The 16441-nt window shown below is 72.8% G+C and carries 18 protein-coding genes and 1 tRNA gene; 6 read left to right on the top strand and 13 right to left on the bottom strand.

What is annotated here, in order from left to right; all coding sequences use genetic code 11:
- The first annotated feature begins 1 nt into the window (after window position 1).
- The 4 genes from GQF42_RS37800 to GQF42_RS46380 all read left to right on the top strand — a co-directional run bounded on the left by GQF42_RS37800 (window position 2) and on the right by GQF42_RS46380 (window position 3161).
- Window positions 2-1186: an amidohydrolase family protein gene (locus GQF42_RS37800; RefSeq protein WP_158927488.1), complete on the top strand. Its 1185-nt coding sequence runs from the start codon at window positions 2-4 to the stop codon at window positions 1184-1186.
- A gap of 16 nt (window positions 1187-1202) precedes the next feature.
- Entirely contained in the window at window positions 1203-1730 is a 528-nt protein-coding gene (locus tag GQF42_RS37795) for an NUDIX hydrolase family protein (RefSeq protein ID WP_158931064.1), read from the top strand.
- A 182-nt stretch (window positions 1731-1912) separates the two neighbouring features.
- A complete protein-coding gene (locus GQF42_RS37790) occupies window positions 1913-2710 on the top strand; it encodes a COG4705 family protein (RefSeq protein ID WP_158927486.1) in 798 nt (265 codons plus the stop codon).
- Window positions 2711-2975: 265 nt separating this feature from the next.
- Window positions 2976-3161, top strand: a complete 186-nt coding sequence (locus GQF42_RS46380; RefSeq protein WP_233273619.1) for a hypothetical protein — start codon at window positions 2976-2978, stop codon at window positions 3159-3161.
- A gap of 221 nt (window positions 3162-3382) precedes the next feature.
- Here GQF42_RS46380 and GQF42_RS37780 read toward each other — a convergent pair.
- A tRNA-Pro gene (locus tag GQF42_RS37780) sits at window positions 3383-3456 on the bottom strand.
- A gap of 125 nt (window positions 3457-3581) precedes the next feature.
- Here GQF42_RS37780 and GQF42_RS37775 point away from each other — a divergent pair.
- Together GQF42_RS37775 and GQF42_RS37770 are read left to right on the top strand one after the other, a co-directional pair.
- The gene (locus tag GQF42_RS37775) at window positions 3582-4289 is read left to right on the top strand and encodes a thiamine pyrophosphate-dependent enzyme (protein ID WP_158927484.1); all 708 of its coding nucleotides are present in this window, start codon (window positions 3582-3584) and stop codon (window positions 4287-4289) included.
- A gap of 47 nt (window positions 4290-4336) precedes the next feature.
- Window positions 4337-5257: a transketolase family protein gene (locus GQF42_RS37770; RefSeq protein WP_158927483.1), complete on the top strand. Its 921-nt coding sequence runs from the start codon at window positions 4337-4339 to the stop codon at window positions 5255-5257.
- Between the two features lie 16 nt (window positions 5258-5273).
- Here GQF42_RS37770 and GQF42_RS37765 read toward each other — a convergent pair whose 3' ends face one another.
- From GQF42_RS37765 to GQF42_RS37710, 12 genes are all read right to left on the bottom strand, one after another.
- Entirely contained in the window at window positions 5274-6635 is a 1362-nt protein-coding gene (locus tag GQF42_RS37765; protein WP_158927482.1) for an MFS transporter, read from the bottom strand.
- Window positions 6636-6731: 96 nt separating this feature from the next.
- Entirely contained in the window at window positions 6732-7091 is a 360-nt protein-coding gene (locus GQF42_RS37760; RefSeq protein ID WP_158927481.1) for an MmcQ/YjbR family DNA-binding protein, read from the bottom strand.
- 30 nt (window positions 7092-7121) lie between these two features.
- The gene (locus GQF42_RS37755; protein WP_158931062.1) at window positions 7122-7637 is read right to left on the bottom strand and encodes a GNAT family N-acetyltransferase; all 516 of its coding nucleotides are present in this window, start codon (window positions 7635-7637) and stop codon (window positions 7122-7124) included.
- 2 nt (window positions 7638-7639) lie between these two features.
- Window positions 7640-8221, bottom strand: a complete 582-nt coding sequence (locus tag GQF42_RS37750; RefSeq protein WP_158927480.1) for a helix-turn-helix domain-containing protein — start codon at window positions 8219-8221, stop codon at window positions 7640-7642.
- A 46-nt stretch (window positions 8222-8267) separates the two neighbouring features.
- Complete coding sequence (locus GQF42_RS37745; RefSeq protein ID WP_158927479.1) at window positions 8268-9173, bottom strand: LysR family transcriptional regulator; 906 nt, start codon at window positions 9171-9173, stop codon at window positions 8268-8270.
- A 31-nt stretch (window positions 9174-9204) separates the two neighbouring features.
- Window positions 9205-10404 carry a glycine C-acetyltransferase gene (locus GQF42_RS37740; RefSeq protein ID WP_158927478.1) on the bottom strand — a complete coding sequence of 400 codons (1200 nt, stop codon included), beginning with the start codon at window positions 10402-10404 and terminating at the stop codon, window positions 9205-9207.
- An 84-nt stretch (window positions 10405-10488) separates the two neighbouring features.
- On the bottom strand, window positions 10489-11517 hold the full coding sequence (gene tdh, locus GQF42_RS37735) for an L-threonine 3-dehydrogenase (protein WP_158927476.1): 1029 nt from the start codon (window positions 11515-11517) through the stop codon (window positions 10489-10491).
- 189 nt (window positions 11518-11706) lie between these two features.
- A complete protein-coding gene (locus GQF42_RS37730; RefSeq protein ID WP_158927474.1) occupies window positions 11707-12282 on the bottom strand; it encodes a GAF domain-containing protein in 576 nt (191 codons plus the stop codon).
- 85 nt (window positions 12283-12367) lie between these two features.
- Window positions 12368-12967: a GTP-binding protein gene (locus GQF42_RS37725; RefSeq protein ID WP_158927472.1), complete on the bottom strand. Its 600-nt coding sequence runs from the start codon at window positions 12965-12967 to the stop codon at window positions 12368-12370.
- Window positions 12945-13316 (bottom strand): DUF742 domain-containing protein, encoded by a 372-nt coding sequence (locus tag GQF42_RS37720; RefSeq protein WP_067053808.1) that lies wholly within the window; start codon window positions 13314-13316, stop codon window positions 12945-12947. The genes GQF42_RS37725 and GQF42_RS37720 overlap by 23 nt, the downstream gene beginning before the upstream one ends.
- 2 nt (window positions 13317-13318) lie before the next feature.
- A complete protein-coding gene (locus GQF42_RS37715) occupies window positions 13319-13753 on the bottom strand; it encodes a roadblock/LC7 domain-containing protein (RefSeq protein WP_158927470.1) in 435 nt (144 codons plus the stop codon).
- A gap of 100 nt (window positions 13754-13853) precedes the next feature.
- Window positions 13854-15998, bottom strand: a complete 2145-nt coding sequence (locus GQF42_RS37710) for a sensor histidine kinase (protein WP_199272934.1) — start codon at window positions 15996-15998, stop codon at window positions 13854-13856.
- Between the last annotated feature and the right edge of the window lie 443 nt (window positions 15999-16441).

The raw sequence follows: 16441 nt of genomic DNA, 5'->3' as shown, positions 1-16441 counted from the left end.
CATGGCCGCGCCCGGACCGGTCCACGAGGCCCTCGCCGCGCTGCCCCTGGTGGACCACCACTGCCACGGCGCCGTGACGGCCGACCTCACGCCCGCCGGGTTCGCCTCGTTCCTGACCGAGGGCGAGGCCTGGCCCGGTGTCTCGCCCTTCGATACTCCGGTGGGGGTGGCCGTACGACGGCACTGCGCCCCTTTGCTGGACCTCCCCCGGCACGCGCCGCCGGACGCGTACACGGCCCGCCGCACGGAGCTGGGCCGACGGGAGGTCGAGCGGCGCTTCCTGACCGCCGCCGGAGCCGAGGCGTTCTTCGTGGACACCGGCTGCACCACGCACCCCCTCACCTCGCCCGCCGAGCTGGCGGCGGCCTGCGGTGCCACGGCCCGGGAGGTCGTACGCCTGGAGCAGGTGGCGGAGGCGGTGGCCGCGCGGGGCGTCGAGCCGGACGCGTATGCGGCAGCGTTCGCTGCGGCCGCCGAGGAGGCCGTGCGCCGGCCGGGCGTGGTGGCGGTGAAGTCGGTCGCGGCCTACCGCACGGGCTTCGCCCTGGACCCGGCCCGCCCGGCGGCACGGGAGGTGACCCGGGCCGCCCGGCACTGGCTCGCGGGCGGGGGCCGGCTGACCGACCCGGTGCTGGTCCGGCACCTGCTGTGGACCGCTGTGGACCTCGGCCTGCCCCTCCAGCTGCACACCGGCTTCGGCGACGCCGACCTGCGGCTGCACCACGCCGATCCGGCCCTGCTGACCGACTGGCTGCGTCTGACCTCCGGCACCGTCCCCGTCCTGCTGCTGCACTGCTGGCCGTATCACCGTCAGGCCGCCTATCTGGCCGCGGTGTTCGAGCAGGTGTACCTGGACGTCGGCCTGGCCCTGCACCACACCGGCCCCGCCCGCTGCCGGGCGGTGCTGGAGGAGGCGCTGGAGATCACCCCGTTCCGGAAACTGCTCTACAGCTCCGACGCCTACGGGCTGGCCGAATTCCACCACCTCGGCGCCCTGTGCTTCCGGCAGGGGCTCGCCGATCTCCTCCAAGCCCGCGTCGACGCCGACGAGTTGAGTCTGCCCGACGCCCTGCGCATCGCCGCCTGGACGGGCCGCGACAACGCCCGCCGACTCTACGGACTCTACGGACCACCCCCAGCCGAACCGGCCCGCGACCCCAGCGGGCGCCCCACCCGGAAAGTATGATCAAGCAATGTCAGACATGACCGAAACCACGCCCGGCTGGCTGTCCACGGACGAGCTGGAAATGGCCAGGGCCCACATGCCGATCCTGTACGTCGAGGCCGTGCCCGTGCGCGTGGACGACAGCGGCGAAGTCACCAGCATCGGACTGCTGCTGCGCATCGGCCCGGACGGGACGGTCAGCAGGGCCCTGGTCTCCGGCCGCGTCCTGCACCACGAGCGGGTCCGCGACGCCCTGCTGCGCCACCTGGAGAAGGACCTCGGCCCGGTCGCGCTGCCCCGCATCCCCGCCTCGCTCCAGCCCTTCACTGTCGCGGAGTACTTCCCCACGGCGGGCATCACCCCGTACCACGACCCGCGTCAGCACGCGGTGTCCCTCGCCTACGTCGTGCCGGTCTCCGGCGACTGCCGCCCCCGGCAGGACGCGCTGGACCTGGTCTGGTTCAGCCCGCAGGAGGCCGCCTCCCCGGCCGTGCAGAGCGAGATGCCGGGCGGACACGGGGTCCTGCTCAGGCAGGCGCTCGCGCACGTGGGTCTCACGTACTGACACCGCAGGCCTCCGACCGGCCTGTCTATCAGGCCGGTCGGGACCTTGACCAGGGATGACGCGACCGCGTTCAGGTTGCGTTCAGGTTCGCCGCACCGCGTGGCAACAGCTGCACCAGAAGCCTCAAAACAATGGCAAAGGGGGCTGGGTAGGGTGCTGTTGACCATGCGAGGGTGCGGGGCATGAGCACAGAGCACGTCCTCGAGCACCGGCCCAGCGGGCGCGCACGCGCGCGCATACGCGAGAGCGCCAACAAGGTGCCGGAGGTCACCGTCTACTTCTGGATCATCAAGGTCCTCACCACGGGCATGGGCGAGACCGCCTCCGACTTCCTGGGCCACACACTGGGCCCCGTCCCGGCGGTCGGTCTCGGCGCTCTCGCCTTCGTCGCGGCGCTCGTGCTCCAGTTCGCCGTCCACCGGTACGTGGCCTGGATCTACTGGACGGCGATCGTGATGGTCAGCGTGTTCGGCACGATGGCCGCCGACGTGCTGCACGTGGGCCTCGGGGTGCCGTACACCCTGTCCACCCCGCTCTTCCTCGTCGCCCTCGCGGCCGTCTTCGCCCTGTGGTACGCGAGCGAGCGCACGCTGTCCATCCACTCGATCCGCACCCGCCGCCGCGAGTTCTTCTACTGGGCGGCCGTCCTCGCGACGTTCGCGCTGGGCACCGCCGCGGGCGACCTGACCGCGACCATCGGCCTCGGCTACGCGGGCTCGATCGTCCTGTTCGCCGTGGCGATCTGTGTCCCGGCCCTCGCCCACCGCGCCCGCCTGCTGGGTGCGGTGACCGCGTTCTGGACGGCGTACGTCATCACGCGCCCGCTCGGCGCGTCGCTGGCCGACTGGATGGCCCTGCCGGCCAAGCGGGGCGGCCTGGCCTTGGGCCTGGGCCCGGTGACGCTGTCCTGGACGGTGGCGATCGTCGGCTTCGTGGCCTTCCTGGCGCTGTCCCGCCGGGACACCGAGCCCGCGGCCTGACACCGCCCGTCGGGTCTCGCACGGCTCGTCGCTCCAGCGCCCACCCCCGCGGCCGGGACCCGCTCCTGACGGTGTGCCGGGTTTGGCGCATGCGCCAGGTCGCCCCGTCTGCGGGCGGGTCGGGCACGGGGCGCCCTGGGCCCGACCGGCAGACACCGACCGGGGAGAACACGACGGACCGCATCACCGCGGCGGCCCTCATGTCACCGTCCGGGAGCCTCGCCGCGAAGCCGGACGCAACGCCTGGCGGGGACTGCCCGCGCAGGTGCGCCGCCCCTTCCGGCGGCCGGGCGGCGAGTCCGGCGAGGTCTCCCGGATCAGCTCGGGCGCGGGTGAGCCGACCGCGCCGCAGAACGATCCGGACAACGCCGCCCGCGCCCAGGCTCCGGCCACCGCGCTCGGCGTGCGGGCGGCCCTCGACGGCGGGTTCGGGGCGCTGCTGGAGGAGTGATGGCGGGGTGCGCAGGCCGCTGCCGCGGGCGGCAACGTGCACAACACCGTCAGCGGCGGGACACAGCCCATCCGGTCGTCCAGGGGCGGGACATGACGGTCAACCTGGGCCGGTGACAAGACGCGGCCCGCGCCGGACAGGGAATCCGGTGCGGACCGGGCATACGGAAGGGGTCGTGTCGGACTGCTCCGACACGACCCCTGACCTGCATGCTTCGCAAGTCGGGACGACAGGATTTGAACCTGCGACCCCTTGACCCCCAGTCAAGTGCGCTACCAAGCTGCGCCACGTCCCGGTGCCGTCTGACCTGGGGTTTCCCCGGTCGAAACGCGCAGGGAAACAATACCGCACTCGGATCGGTGGGCGCGCCTCGCTTTCCCGGTTGACCTCAAGTTTGGTTGAGGTTGCACGATCGTCTGCATGACGATCACAGCGGACGACAGCCGCGTCCACGGCTACGACGACCTGCCCGGGCTGATGAGCCTCATGACCGGCGATGAGAAGCACGGGCCGGCCGCCACCTCCACCCTCGACGTCCTGTGGGTGCTCTACGACCGGGTGCTCCGGGTGACACCGCAGCGGCGGGACGATCCGGCCCGGGACCGGTTCCTGCTGAGCAAGGGTCACGGGCCGATGGCGTACTACGCGGTGCTGGCGGCGAAGGGGTTCGTGCCGGTCGACCGGCTGGCCGGGTTCGGGACGTACGACTCCCCGCTCGGGCACCATCCGGACCGGGTGCTGGTGCCGGGCGCCGAGATCGCCAGCGGGTCGCTCGGGCACGGGCTGCCCATCGCCGTGGGCAGCGCCCTGGGTTTGCGCGCGCAGGGGCTGCACGACCCGGCGGTCTGGGTGCTGATCGGGGACGCCGAGCTGGACGAGGGCAGCAACCACGAGGCGATCGCCTTCGCCGGGCCCGCCGCTCTGGAGCGGCTGCACACGATCGTGGTCGACAACTCCTCCGCCAGCCATGGGCTGCCCGGCGGGATCGCCGCACGGTTCGAGGCCGCGGGCTGGTCCGCCGTGACCGTCGACGGCCGCGATCACGAGGCACTGTACGCCGCGTTCACCGCGCCGCATCCCGGTCGGCCGCACGTGGTCGTGGCCCGGGTCGAACCCAAGGCCGCCTGATGTCCCCCGCCCCTGTCCGCACTCCCGAACGGAAAGAGTTCCTCGTCATGGAAACCATGCGTGACCGTTTCGCCCCCGCCCTGTCCCGGATGCTGGACGAGGACCCCCGGGTCGCCGTCGTCCTCGCCGAGATCGGCAAGGACGCCTTCCGCGAGGCCATGGCCCGGCATCCCGACCGGGTGATCAACGTCGGCATCCGGGAGCAGCTGCTGGTCGGGGCGGCGGCCGGACTGGCGCTGACCGGCCTGCGGCCCGTCGTGCACACCTTCGCCAGCTTCCTCGTGGAGCGGCCGTTCGAGCAGATCAAACTGGACCTGGGGCACCAGGACGCGGGTGCGGTGCTGGTCAGCGCGGCGGCCTCGTTCGACTGGCCGGCGGGCGGCTACACGCACATGTCCCCCGGGGACGTGGCGCTCCTCGACACCCTGGACGGCTGGACCGTCCATGTGCCCGGACATCCGGACGAGGCCGAGACCCTGCTGCACCACGCGGTCGCCGCGGGCGACGACAAGGTGTACGTACGGCTGTCCGTGCAGTCCAACCGGCAGGGCCGGGTGATCGACGGACGGCACTTCGTCACGATCCGCGAGGGCCGCCGCGCAGTGGTCGTCGCCGTGGGCCCGGTACTGGACGCGGTCCTCGCCGCGACGGAGGGCCTGGACGTGACCGTGCTGTATGCGACGACCGTACGGCCCTTCGACGCGGCGGGGCTGCGCCGGGCCACGCAGGCGGCGGGCAACGACGTCGTGCTGGTCGAGCCGTACCTCGCGGGCACCTCGACGGCCGCGGTGAGCGAGGCCCTGTCCTACGTTCCGCACCGGGTGCTGGGCCTCGGCGTGGGGCGCCGGGAGCTGCGCCGCTACGGCACGATCGAGGAGCACGTGGCCGCGCACGGGCTGGACGCGCACGGCCTGCGGGCGCGGATCGGCGCGTTCGTGGAGGCGGGGCGGGCCGCCGTCCACGTGTGATCGCGGCCACGAGTGATCATGTCCGCGAGTGACCACGGAGGTGCCGGTGCCCGGGTCTGTCCGGCTCGGCCCGCACCAGGTCCCGTACCGCCGGGATCACGAGCAGGGTCGCGGCCACCACCACGCTGGTCACGGCGGAGACCAGCAGGACGTGACCGGCACCGAGGACCCCGGCCGCCGGGCCGGCGAGAGCCTGGCCGACCGGCATCATCGCGAGGGACCCGGCCACGTCGTAGGCGTGGATGCGGTTGAGGACGTCGGCCGGGACCTGGGTCTGCACGCTGGTCGCCCACATCACGCTCCAGAAGGACATCCCGGCGCCGGCGACGGCCGCCCCGGCCGCCATCACCGCCACGCCGAGGCCCGCGCCGACGGCCGCCGGGAAGCCGAAGAAGGCGAACAGGGCGAGTGCGCCCGCCCGGAGCATCCGGCGCGGACGCAGCCGCAGGGCGAGCACGCCGCCGACGACGGTGCCCGCGCCGAGAGCCGAGTTGACCAGGCCGTAGGCGCGCGGGCCGTGGTGCTGGACCACCTCCGTGGCCACGAGCGGGACGGTCGGACCCCACACGGCGATCATGTACAGGCACCAGACGGTGATCACACCCCACAGCCAGGCCCGGGAGCGGAACTCCCGCCAGCCCTGGACCAGATCGGCCCGGAAGGCGCGCATCCCGCGGCCTGCGGTGCCGCGGGCGCTCTCGGGCAGCGGGGGCAGCCGGAGCAGCAGCAGGCACAGGGCGCTGGCCGCGTAGGTGGCGGCGTGCGCGGCGAAGACCCCGCCGGGCGAGGCGAAGCCGACGAGGAGGCCGGCGACGGCCGGTCCGGCGAGCTGGGCGGCGGACTCGGCGATGCGGATCGCCCCGTTGGCGCCCTGGATGTCGGCGGCGAGCCGGGGCACCGTGCTGGCCACGCCGGGCTGGAAGACCGCGCCCGCGACGCCGTTGACGAAGCCGATGACGCAGATCTGCCACAGCACCACATGGCCGGCGAAGAACAGGCTCGCGGCCAGGGACTGGGTGACGAGCCGGGCCAGGTCGGCGCCGATCATCAGGCGGCGGGTGCTGAAGCGGTCGGCGACGACCCCGCCGAAGACGACGAGTCCGGCGAAGGCGGCCGCCGTCGAGGCCATGGCGAGGCCGACCGCGCCCGCGCCGTACCCGTGCTCCAGCAGGCCGGCGGCGAGGGCCACGGGCAGCATGGTGTCGCCGAGCCGGGCCACGGCCCGGGCCGCGAAGAACAGGGCGAAGTTCCGCGACCAGACGGGTGGCGGGCCCGCCTCGGTCCGACGAGCCCGCCGAGGCCACCGGGTCTGCGGGATGTGACGGTGGCGCCGTCCGTGCCCGGTGGTGCTGTCCTGCCGTGCGTCCGTTCCCGTCATGGCGGATGCCCCCTCCCCTGCCGGCCCGGCTCTCTCTCGCCACGCCGCCCGCGCCGCGGGATCATGCCACGCCGGGCCCGCGGGCAGCGGGGATTTTCACTCCGCGGGCGGGCGGCCCAACTCGGGGTGGGCGTCCAGGAGCCGGGGCGGGGCGGCCTGGCGCCAGGAGTCGGCGAGGATGTCGCGCAGCTCGCCCTCGTCCTCTAGCGCCGAGAGTCTCGCTCTTACCCACGCGAACTGGGCCTCGTGGCCGGCGATCCAGAACTTGCCCGGCTCGGCCAGCACCAGCTCGTCGCGCTCCTCCTTGGGGCAGCGCACGGCGATGGAGGTCTCCTCCTCGGGCAGGGTCGCGAACATCTTCCCGGCCACCCGGAACGTGGGCATGCTCCAGGCGATCTGCTCCGTGGTGTCGGGCAGGGACAGGGCGATACGGCGTACGTCTTCAGCGTCCGGCATGCAACGCACCGTAGCTGCCGGCACTGACAGTCACTCCGCGAGCCGTTTGTAGTAGAGGGTCGTCGGCCGCAGCTCGCCCGCCGGGCTCAGCGCGTAGTCGGGGATGACACCGGCCCGCGTCCAGCCGGCCGCGCGGTACAGGTGCTCGGCGGGGCTGCCGGTCTCGGTGTCGAGGTGGAGCAGGGTGACACCGGCGGCGGCTGCGGCCTCTTCGGCAGTGGCGAGGAGGAGACGGCCGAGTCCCCGCCCGCGCGCGGTGCGGTGCACCATCAGCTTCACCAGTTCCGCGCGGTGGCGGCTGTTCGGCTTGTCGGGGTGGGCCAGGCTCACGGTGCCGGTGACCCGGCCCGAGTCGTCCACGGCCGCCCACACCGCGAGCCGGCCCGCCGCCGTCGCGTCCGCGCGCTCACGCCACCAGGCGGCGGCCTCCGCGCGGGCGAGCGGGGCGAGGAAACCGACGGAGGCGCCGCCGTCCACCGTGTCGGCCAGCAGCTCCGCCAGCTGCGGGGCGTGCGCGCGCACGTGGGCGCCGTTCCAGCGAGCCACCCTCACGGCCGCACCACCGCCAGCACGTACCGCGTCGCGCCGGGTCCGGCGCAGCGGAACCGGGTCGGGCCGACGACGCGCATCCGCAGGCAGTCGCCGGTGTCCAGGTGGTGGACCGAATCGCCGACGGTCACCTCCAAGGCACCGTCGAGCACCCACAGATGCTGCTCCAGGCCGGTCACGGGCGGGCGGTCGTAGGCGATGTCGGCGCCGGGCGCGAGCCGGCCCTCGACCAGTTCGCCGCGCAGTCCGGGGTGCGGCGGGGAGACGGAGCGGCGTACGAAGCCGGCGGCCCGGTCCTCCCAGAGCTGCTGGTCGGCGGCCCGCACCAGCGGGGCCGGTGCCGCCTCGACCTCGCTCAGCAGCTGGGACATGGTGCGGCCGTAGACGTGGCAGAGCCGGTTCAGCAGGGCGGCGGTGGGGCTGGTCTCGGCGCGTTCGGCGCGCGACAGGGTCGACCGGCTCACCCCGCTGCGCTGTGCCAACTCGCCCAGGGACCAGCCGTGTTGGGCGCGCAGCTCGGCCAGTCGGACGCCGAGCCGAGTGTCGATCCGGGTGTCGAGGGGTCCCTCGGAGGTTCTCATATCCGGGACGCTATCCCTGATACGAGACGACGGTGTTACGGAAGCCTCACGCCTCCTGCGCCGCCCGCCCCAGCGCCTCGAGCACCGGGCGGATGAGCGGATGCCCCTCGGCCCCGCGCCTGACCGCGGCGAAGACGCGGCGGGTCGGGGCCACACCGTCGACAGGGCGGACGATCACCCGGGTCAGGTCCATGCCCTTCAGGGCCGAGCGCGGTACGAGGGCCACGCCCGCGCCGGCCGAGGCCAGGGCGACCACGGCGCGGAAGTCGTCGGAGGAGTGCTCCAGGCGGGGCTGGAAGCCGGCGCTCTCGCAGGCGAGGACGACCACGTCATGGCAGGGATTGCCGGGATACGGGCCGATCCAGGGGTCCTTGGCCAGGTCGGCGAGGGGGATCTCGGCGGTGTCCGCGAGACGGTGTCCGACGGGTACGACGGCGTCGAACGGCTCGGCGTACAGCGGGACGTGGGTGAGCCGGGGGTCGTCGGCGGGCGGGGCGCCGCGGTACTCCACGGCCACCGCCACGTCGACCTGCCGGTCCAGCACCATTGGCAGGCTCGCGTCGCCCTCCGCGTCCTGGACGCGGATGCATATGCCGGGCGCGGTCTCCGCGAGCCGGGCCACGGCCGGGGCCACGACCTGGGCGATGCCGGTGGCGAAGGCGGCCACGGTGACCGTGCCCGCCTCGCCCGAGCCGTAGGCCGCGAGTTCCGCCTCGGCCCGCTCCAGCTGGGCGAGGACGGCGTTGGTGTGGCTCAGCAGGATCTCGCCCGCCGGAGTGAGCCGCACCCCCTTCGCGCTGCGCTCGACCAGCCGGTGGCCGGTCTCCTGCTCCAGGGCCGTCAGCTGCTGGGAGACGGCGGAGGGGGTGAGATAGAGCGCGGCGGCTGCCGCCGTGACCGTGCGGTGGTCGGCCACCGCACGGAGGATGTGGAGCCGCCGTGCCTCGATCATGCGGTCCATTATCGCAAGGCGTACGCCCTGGTCAGGCCGCCAGCTCGGCGCGCGCCGCGATGAACGCGTCCACCGCGCGGTTGACGTCCTCGGCGGAGTGCGCGGCGGACAGCTGGACACGGATGCGGGCCTGGCCCTGCGGGACGACCGGGTAGGAGAAGCCGATCACGTACACACCCCGCTCCAGCAGCAGCTCGGCCATGCGGCCCGCCTTCGCCGCGTCGCCGATCATCACGGGGGCGATGGCGTGGTCACCGGGGAGGACGTCGAAGCCCTCCTCGGTCATCCGGCGGCGGAAGAGCGCGGTGTTCTCGTTCAGGCGGACGCGCAGGTCGTCGGCGGCCTCCAGCAGGTCGAGGACCTTCAGGGAGGCGGCGGCGATCACCGGGGCGAGGGTGTTGGAGAACAGGTACGGGCGGGAGCGCTGGCGCAGCAGGGCGACGATCTCGGCGCGGGCCGCGACGTAGCCGCCGGAGGCGCCGCCGAGGGCCTTGCCGAGGGTGCCGGTGATGATGTCGACACGGTCCATGACGCCGTGCAGCTCGGGGGTGCCGCGGCCGGTCGGGCCGACGAAGCCGACGGCGTGCGAGTCGTCGACCATGACCATCGCGTCGTAGCGGTCGGCGAGGTCGCAGATCTCGCCGAGCGGGGCGACGTATCCGTCCATCGAGAAGACGCCGTCGGTGACGACCAGCTTGCGCCGGGCACCGCCCTCGGTCGCCTCCTTGAGCTTGGCCTCCAGGTCGGCGAGGTCGCGGTTGGCGTAGCGGAAGCGGCGGGCCTTGGACAGGCGGATGCCGTCGATGATGGAGGCGTGGTTGAGCGCGTCGGAGATCACTGCGTCCTCCTCGCCGAGGAGGGTCTCGAAGACACCGCCGTTGGCGTCGAAGCAGGAGGAGTACAGGATCGTGTCCTCCTGGCCGAGGAACGCCGACAGCCGGGCCTCCAGCTCCTTGTGCACCTCCTGGGTGCCGCAGATGAAGCGCACGGAGGCCATGCCGTAGCCCCAGCGGTCCAGCGCCTCGTGGGCGGCGGCGATCACCTCGGGGTGGTCGGCGAGCCCGAGGTAGTTGTTGGCGCAGAAGTTGAGGACCTCGCCGGGACGGCCGCCGGCGGTGACGTTGACGGTCGCGGACTGCGGGGTGCCGATGACCCGTTCGGGCTTGTGCAGACCGGCGGCGCGGATCTCGTCGAGGGTGACGCGCAGGTCGTCGCGGACGGTGTCGAACATGGGGAGGCTCTCCTGAAGATGCTTGCAGGGGACGGGAGTTGCGCGTTCTTCGGCTTGCGCGTTCCTAGGCTCGCGCGGTCCGGCTCACGCGGTCCAGTCGAGGATGACCTTGCCGCCCTTGCCGCTGGCTGCGTCGGCGAAGGCCGCCTCGAAATCGCGGTAGCCGTAGCGGCCGGTGATCACGGGGGCGAGGTCCAGGCCGCCCTCCAGCAGCACCGACATCGCGTACCAGGTCTCGAACATCTCGCGGCCGTAGATGCCCTTGATGGTGATCATCGACGTGACGATCCGGGACCAGTCGACCGGGAACTCCTGGGACGGCAGGCCGAGCATGGCGATCCGGCCGCCGTGCGTCATGTTCGCGATCATGTCCCGCATGGCCTCGGGGCGGCCGGACATCTCCAGGCCGATGTCGAAGCCCTCGCGCAGCCCCAGCTCGCGCTGGCCGTCGGCGATGGTGGACCGTCCGACGTTCAGGGCCAGGCTGACCCCTATCTTGCGGGCCAGTTCCAGGCGCTCCTCGCTGACGTCGGTGACGACGACGTTGCGGGCGCCCGCGTGCCGGGCGACGGCGGCGGCCATCAGGCCGATCGGACCGGCGCCGGTGATCAGGACGTCCTCGCCGACCAGCGGGAAGGACAGCGCGGTGTGCACGGCGTTGCCGAACGGGTCGAAGATCGCGGCGACGTCGAGGTCGACGGGGACCCGGTGCACCCAGACGTTGGTCGCGGGCAGGGCGACGTACTCGGCGAACGCGCCGTCGCGGCCGACGCCGAGGCCGATGGTGGCGCGGCACAGATGACGGCGGCCGGCCAGGCAGTTGCGGCACTTGCCGCACACCAGATGGCCCTCGCCGCTGACACGGTCCCCTATGCGGATGTCGGTCACGTCGCGGCCGGTCTCGACGACCTGCCCGACGAACTCGTGCCCGACGACGAGCGGGGTGCGGATCGCCTGCTGCGCCCAGCCGTCCCAGGCCCGGATGTGCAGGTCGGTGCCGCAGATACCGGTACGCATGACCTTGATCAGCACGTCACCGGGGCCGATCTCCGGCTCCGGGACGTCCGTCAGCCAGAGCCCCGGCTCCGCCTTCTCCTTGACCAGCGCCTTCACGAGTGCGGCTCCTGTGGGTGAGATCCCGGCCCGCGAGCATGCCCAAGGCACCCGCACCGGGTCAGAGGGGTGGAATCACCACGCAATCTGCCGTATCCGCGGGCCGCTGGTCCATCGAGCTTTTCTTAACCGCCGCCTCAGCTTTCCTTCACGCCCCAGCTGCAGACGGCGAAGGCGAGCCGTCGTGCGTCACAAGGGCAGCCCGTCCTCGATGCTCCGTTCGAGTCGTCCTATGAGTTCGGCGGCGAGCGCCTTGATGGTCTCCAGGCCCGCCCTCCCCCATACGCGTGGTTCGGTGTCGGCGGCGCACACGGTGCCGAGCGCCATGCCGCAGCGGTCAATGAGTGGGGCGCCCATATAGGAGCGGATGCCGTAGGCGTCGACCATCGGGTTGCCGGCGAAGCGCGGGTAGTCGCGGACGTCCTCGAGGACCAACGCCTTGTGGCGGACCACCACATGGGGGCAGAACCCATGGTCCCGGGGCAGCACTCGGCCGATCTCGGCTCTGGTGCCGTCCTCGCGGACGACCGGCGCGACGGCGGGGGCGCTCAGGCCGGCGAAGAACTGGTGCTCCTCGCCGATGAAGTTGACCATGGCGTACGGCGCACCGGTGAGCTGGGCGAGATGGCCGGCGAAGGCGTCGAGCGCGGGATCGGGGCGGTCCGCCAGGCCGAGTCGGCGCAGCCGGTCGACGCGGGCGGGGGCTTCTCTGTCCTCGGGGGTGAGCAGCAGACCCCGAACCGGCCGGGGTGGCTCGTAGCTCATGGCCGTACTCCGGGCCGGACTCCTGGCGGGGCTTCGGCGCTGTGGGCGTACCTCATATAGGGACTCCGTGGGCGGTAGGGCTGGATCACATGTGGGCGCCATGGCTCGGCGCGGTCGCCGGAGCGTGGGCGAGGAGGTGGCGTACGAGGGTGAGCAGGGTCTGCACACCGGAGCTGGAGATCCGCGCGTCGCAGCGGACGACGGGGATCTGCGGGTCGAGGTCGATGGCCGCGCGGACCTCATCGGGGTCGTAGCGGTAGGCGCCGTCGAACTCGTTGACGGCGATGACGAAGCCGAGCCCGCGCTCCTCGAAGAAGTCCACGGCCGCGAAGCAGTCCTCCAGGCGCCGGGTGTCGGCGAGGATCACCGCACCGAGCGCGCCCTCGGACAGCTCGTCCCACATGAACCAGAAACGCTCCTGCCCCGGTGTACCGAACAGGTACAGCACATGCTCCGGATCGAGGGTGATCCGGCCGAAGTCCATGGCGACCGTGGTCTCCATCTTGTTCTCGATGCCGTCGAGACTGTCCGTTCCGACGCTGACCGTGGTGAGCAGCTCCTCCGTACTGAGCGGGGCGATCTCGCTGACCGCACCCACGAAGGTCGTCTTGCCGACCCCGAACCCGCCCGCCACCAGGATCTTCAGCGCGGTCGGGAACGGGTCAGAGCTGTCGTCGTAGTCCATCGAGCACTGCCTCCAGCAGAGACCGGTCAGTGGGTGTGTGGTGGAAGACGGGGGGCTTGGTGGTCAGCGCCCCGCAGTCGACGAGGTCGGAGAGCAGCACCTTGGTGACCACCGCGGGCAGTTTCAGATGCGCGGCGACCTCGGCGACCGACACGGGCGCGCGGCACAGGTCCAGCGCCTGGGCGTGCTCGGGGCCGAGGTAGCCGAGCGGGGTCACTCCGGTGGCCATCACCTGCGACATCAGGTCGAGGGCGACGCTGGGCTCGGTCCGTCCGTTGCTGACCGTGAACGGGCGCACGAGCCGTCCGGCCGCGTCGTCCAGCCAGGGCCCGTCGCCGGCCGCGGCCACGCTCAAGGCCTCGTCGCCGCTGAGTCGACGGGGTGCTGGCGGGGCGCGGTCACCAGGTAGGGGCGCACGCTCTTGACGAGCATCGCCATCTCGTAGCCGAGCACCGCGGCGTCGGCCTCGCGGCCCGCGAGCACGGCGAGACAGGTACCGGAGCCGGCGGTGGTGACGAACAGCAGGGTCGTGTCGAGTTCGACGACGACCTGGCGGACTTCCCCGCCGTCGCCGAACCGGACGCCCGCACTGCGGCCGAGCGAGTACAGGCCGGAGGCCAGGGCGGCCATGTGGTCGGCGCTGTCGATGTCCAGGCCGTGCACGGACTTCACCAGCCCGTCGCAGGACAGGAGCACCGCGCTGGTGGTGTGCGGTACGCGCTGCACGAGGCCGCTCAGCAGCCAGTCGAGGTCGGATGCATGGGCGGTCGGCGCATCGCTCGCCATGGTGGATCGACTCCTTGGGGTACGAAGGTCTGCGGGAGCGCTGGGGGTTGGGACGGGGATGGGTGGAGCAGGGGTGACGGGGGTGACTCGGGTGCGGGGGTCAGCCGGCCGGTGCGCTCCCGTCGGGCCGGCCGGCGCCACCGGCACCGTCGAATCCGGGCGTATGGGCGCGCCCTTGGGGTATGGGGGCCGGCTCAACCGGCTCCAAGAGGTCGGGCCCGTTCATGGACGCGGACTCCAAGGATCCGGGCTCCGTGGGTGCCGGATCCATGGAAACGGGCACCATGAATGCCGACTCCATGGGTACGGGCTCCATGGGTACAGCCGCCATACGCTCGACGTGTTCCATGTGCTGCATGTGCTGCTGCGCCTCGGCGAGTCCGATTCCGCGTTGGAAGGCCGCCATCAGACCCGGGTCGTGCCCCGCGACGGTGTCGGCGTCCTGGCGGGGTGCCGGACCGCCGCGCAGCTGGGGCACGATGTGTTCCTGGGCGCGGCGGCGGGGCAGTTGGGGCTTGCCCATGGTGCCGCGCACGGTGCCGGCGCGCGGGGTGGGAAGGATGCCGTCGTGCGCCTCGACCACGGACCGGTCCCCGGCGCCGATGCCGGGCACGGCAGCGGCAGGGGTGGGCCGGTCCTGCCGGGCGCCTCGCACGGGCAGCGGTGCCGGCGCGCCTGGGCCCCGCCCGCTCCCGACGGCCTCGGCCTCGGACCGCACCGAGCCGGCCCCGGCACCCGTTGCCTCGGCAGCGCTCCGCCCGGAGCCGCTCTGCCCGGAGCCGCTCTCGGCCCCGTACCGACCGGTCCCGCCCTGGGCGTGCCTCCGTCGCCCGGTACCGGAGGTCCGGCCGGTACCCGAGGTCTGGCCGGTGCCAGAGGTCTGCCCCGTACCCGTACCGGAGGTCTCAGAGAGAGGACCACGCCCTTCTTCCGACCAGACAGCCGGCACCGGCGAGGGCATCGGCGACGGCGCGCCGGTGTCGGCCGCCTCCCGGGGCTGCGGCGCACCGGCCCCGGACGACTCGGCGGGCGCCCCGGCCACCGTGCCCAACAGCGCCTGCGGGACCACGAGTACGGCCTGCACACCGCCGTAGATGTTGGTCTGCAGGCGCACATGGATGCCGTGTCGGCGCGCGAGCTGGGAGACGACGTAGAGCCCGATGCGGCCGTCGGCCAGCAGGCTGGCGACGTTGACCTGGTCGGGGTCGGCGAGCAGGGCGTTCATCCGGTTCTGCTCGCCGACGGGCATGCCGAGTCCGCGGTCCTCGACCTCCACGGCCAGCCCGGAGGTGACGAGGTTGGCCCGGAGCAGCACCTGGGTGTGCGGGGCGGAGAACACCGAGGCGTTCTCGATGAGTTCGGCCAGCAGGTGGATGACGTCGGCGACCGCGTGGCCGCGCAGTTCGCCGTCGATCGGCGGCACCAGTTTGACCCGGGAGTACTGCTCGACCTCGGCGATGGCGGAGCGCAGCACCTCGGTCATGCTCACCGGGTTGCTCCACTGCCGCCGGGAGACGGCACCGCCGAGCACGGCGAGGTTCTCGGCGTGCCGCCGGATGCGGGTGGCCAGGTGGTCCACGTGGAACAGGCCCTTGAGCAGATCAGGGTCCTCGATCTCGTTCTCCAGCTCGTCGAGGATCGAGATCTCCCGGTGTACGAGGGACTGGAGCCTGCGCGCGAGGTTGACGAAGACCTCCAGCTTCTGCTCGTTGCCCGCGTGACTGGAGAGCTGGGCGGCGCGCACGACGGCGGTGACGGCGCCGTCGTGCGCACGGGCGAGGTCCGCGGCGAGCAGCTCGAAGTCGTCGGCGTCCTCGGGCAGCCGGCGGCGCGAGGACCGCTGTGGCGGGGTCTCGCCCTGGCGCAGCGCGTCGACCAGGGCGTGCAGGTCGGCCTCGCCGCGCGCGGCGGCTCGGCGCAGCACGTCGACGCGGTCGGAGACCGCGCGGGCGGCGCGGTCGGCGGCCACGGCGGCGATGAGGATGGCGGCGACGGTCACGGCGACCCCGCCGGCGAGCACCGCCCACAGGGTGGGGCCGGTGCGGGCGCCGGTGGAGCGGATGCTGAACAGGACCGCGGCGGTGGCGCTGAGCGCGACCGCGAGGGGCGGCAGTACGGCGAGCCGCACGAGCTGAGGCCGTATGTGCGTTTCGGGCAGTGCGGGAGCGGTGCGGGCGACCGGTCGCCCGTGCCGGCCGCCCTCCCGGCGGTCGGCGCGCGTGGCCGGTGCTCGGAGGTGAGACATCGCTTGCGTCCTCGTACTGGTCCGTCGGGCCTGTCCTCGCGGGGTGCGCAAGGCGGGCATGCGTCATCGCGGAGTCGGCAGACGGAACCAGGGAATCCGGCTGCGCCGCCGACGGACACTCACAGTAGTTGCCTGAGCATCATGTGCGGTGGGCAGTTGACAAAGTCCTACGAGGAGCGTCCCGCTCTGGTATGAAGCCTCGTACGACAGACCGATAACCAGTCGGACCGGTCCGGCCCGGGCGGGCGGCGCCCCGCGCACGATTACGCAGAGTGTCGATTTTGGCCTTTGATTGAGAGTCCCGGGGGACGCCATTGAGAGTTCCGGGGTCCGCTGCGGTGCCGCCCACCGGCGCCGCGCCTCGCGCGGCCCGCGACGATCACCTGCTCGAGGACGGACGCGGAGGTGAGGGAGTCGGACGCACAGGGGCGCATGACAGCGCC

Origin of the sequence: Streptomyces broussonetiae, assembly GCF_009796285.1 — a bacterium.
In the GTDB taxonomy this organism is placed as follows: Bacteria; Actinomycetota; Actinomycetes; order Streptomycetales; family Streptomycetaceae; genus Streptomyces; species Streptomyces broussonetiae.
This window is presented reverse-complemented; position numbering and strand designations above follow the sequence as displayed.

Excerpts from the sequence above, each read along its gene's own strand:
- GQF42_RS37775 (WP_158927484.1), top strand. The coding sequence starts at position 3,582 with ATGACGATCACAGCGGACGACAGCCGCGTCCACGGCTACGACGACCTG.
- GQF42_RS37740 (WP_158927478.1), bottom strand. The coding sequence starts at position 10,404 with ATGTTCGACACCGTCCGCGACGACCTGCGCGTCACCCTCGACGAGATC.
- GQF42_RS37715 (WP_158927470.1), bottom strand. The coding sequence starts at position 13,753 with ATGGCGAGCGATGCGCCGACCGCCCATGCATCCGACCTCGACTGGCTG.
- GQF42_RS37770 (WP_158927483.1), top strand. The coding sequence starts at position 4,337 with ATGGAAACCATGCGTGACCGTTTCGCCCCCGCCCTGTCCCGGATGCTG.
- GQF42_RS37745 (WP_158927479.1), bottom strand. The coding sequence starts at position 9,173 with ATGATCGAGGCACGGCGGCTCCACATCCTCCGTGCGGTGGCCGACCAC.
- GQF42_RS37750 (WP_158927480.1), bottom strand. The coding sequence starts at position 8,221 with ATGAGAACCTCCGAGGGACCCCTCGACACCCGGATCGACACTCGGCTC.
- GQF42_RS37710 (WP_199272934.1), bottom strand. The coding sequence starts at position 15,998 with ATGTCTCACCTCCGAGCACCGGCCACGCGCGCCGACCGCCGGGAGGGC.
- GQF42_RS37725 (WP_158927472.1), bottom strand. The coding sequence starts at position 12,967 with ATGGACTACGACGACAGCTCTGACCCGTTCCCGACCGCGCTGAAGATC.
- GQF42_RS37760 (WP_158927481.1), bottom strand. The coding sequence starts at position 7,091 with ATGCCGGACGCTGAAGACGTACGCCGTATCGCCCTGTCCCTGCCCGAC.
- GQF42_RS37795 (WP_158931064.1), top strand. The coding sequence starts at position 1,203 with ATGACCGAAACCACGCCCGGCTGGCTGTCCACGGACGAGCTGGAAATG.
- GQF42_RS37790 (WP_158927486.1), top strand. The coding sequence starts at position 1,913 with ATGAGCACAGAGCACGTCCTCGAGCACCGGCCCAGCGGGCGCGCACGC.
- GQF42_RS37765 (WP_158927482.1), bottom strand. The coding sequence starts at position 6,635 with ATGACGGGAACGGACGCACGGCAGGACAGCACCACCGGGCACGGACGG.
- GQF42_RS37800 (WP_158927488.1), top strand. The coding sequence starts at position 2 with ATGGCCGCGCCCGGACCGGTCCACGAGGCCCTCGCCGCGCTGCCCCTG.
- GQF42_RS37730 (WP_158927474.1), bottom strand. The coding sequence starts at position 12,282 with ATGAGCTACGAGCCACCCCGGCCGGTTCGGGGTCTGCTGCTCACCCCC.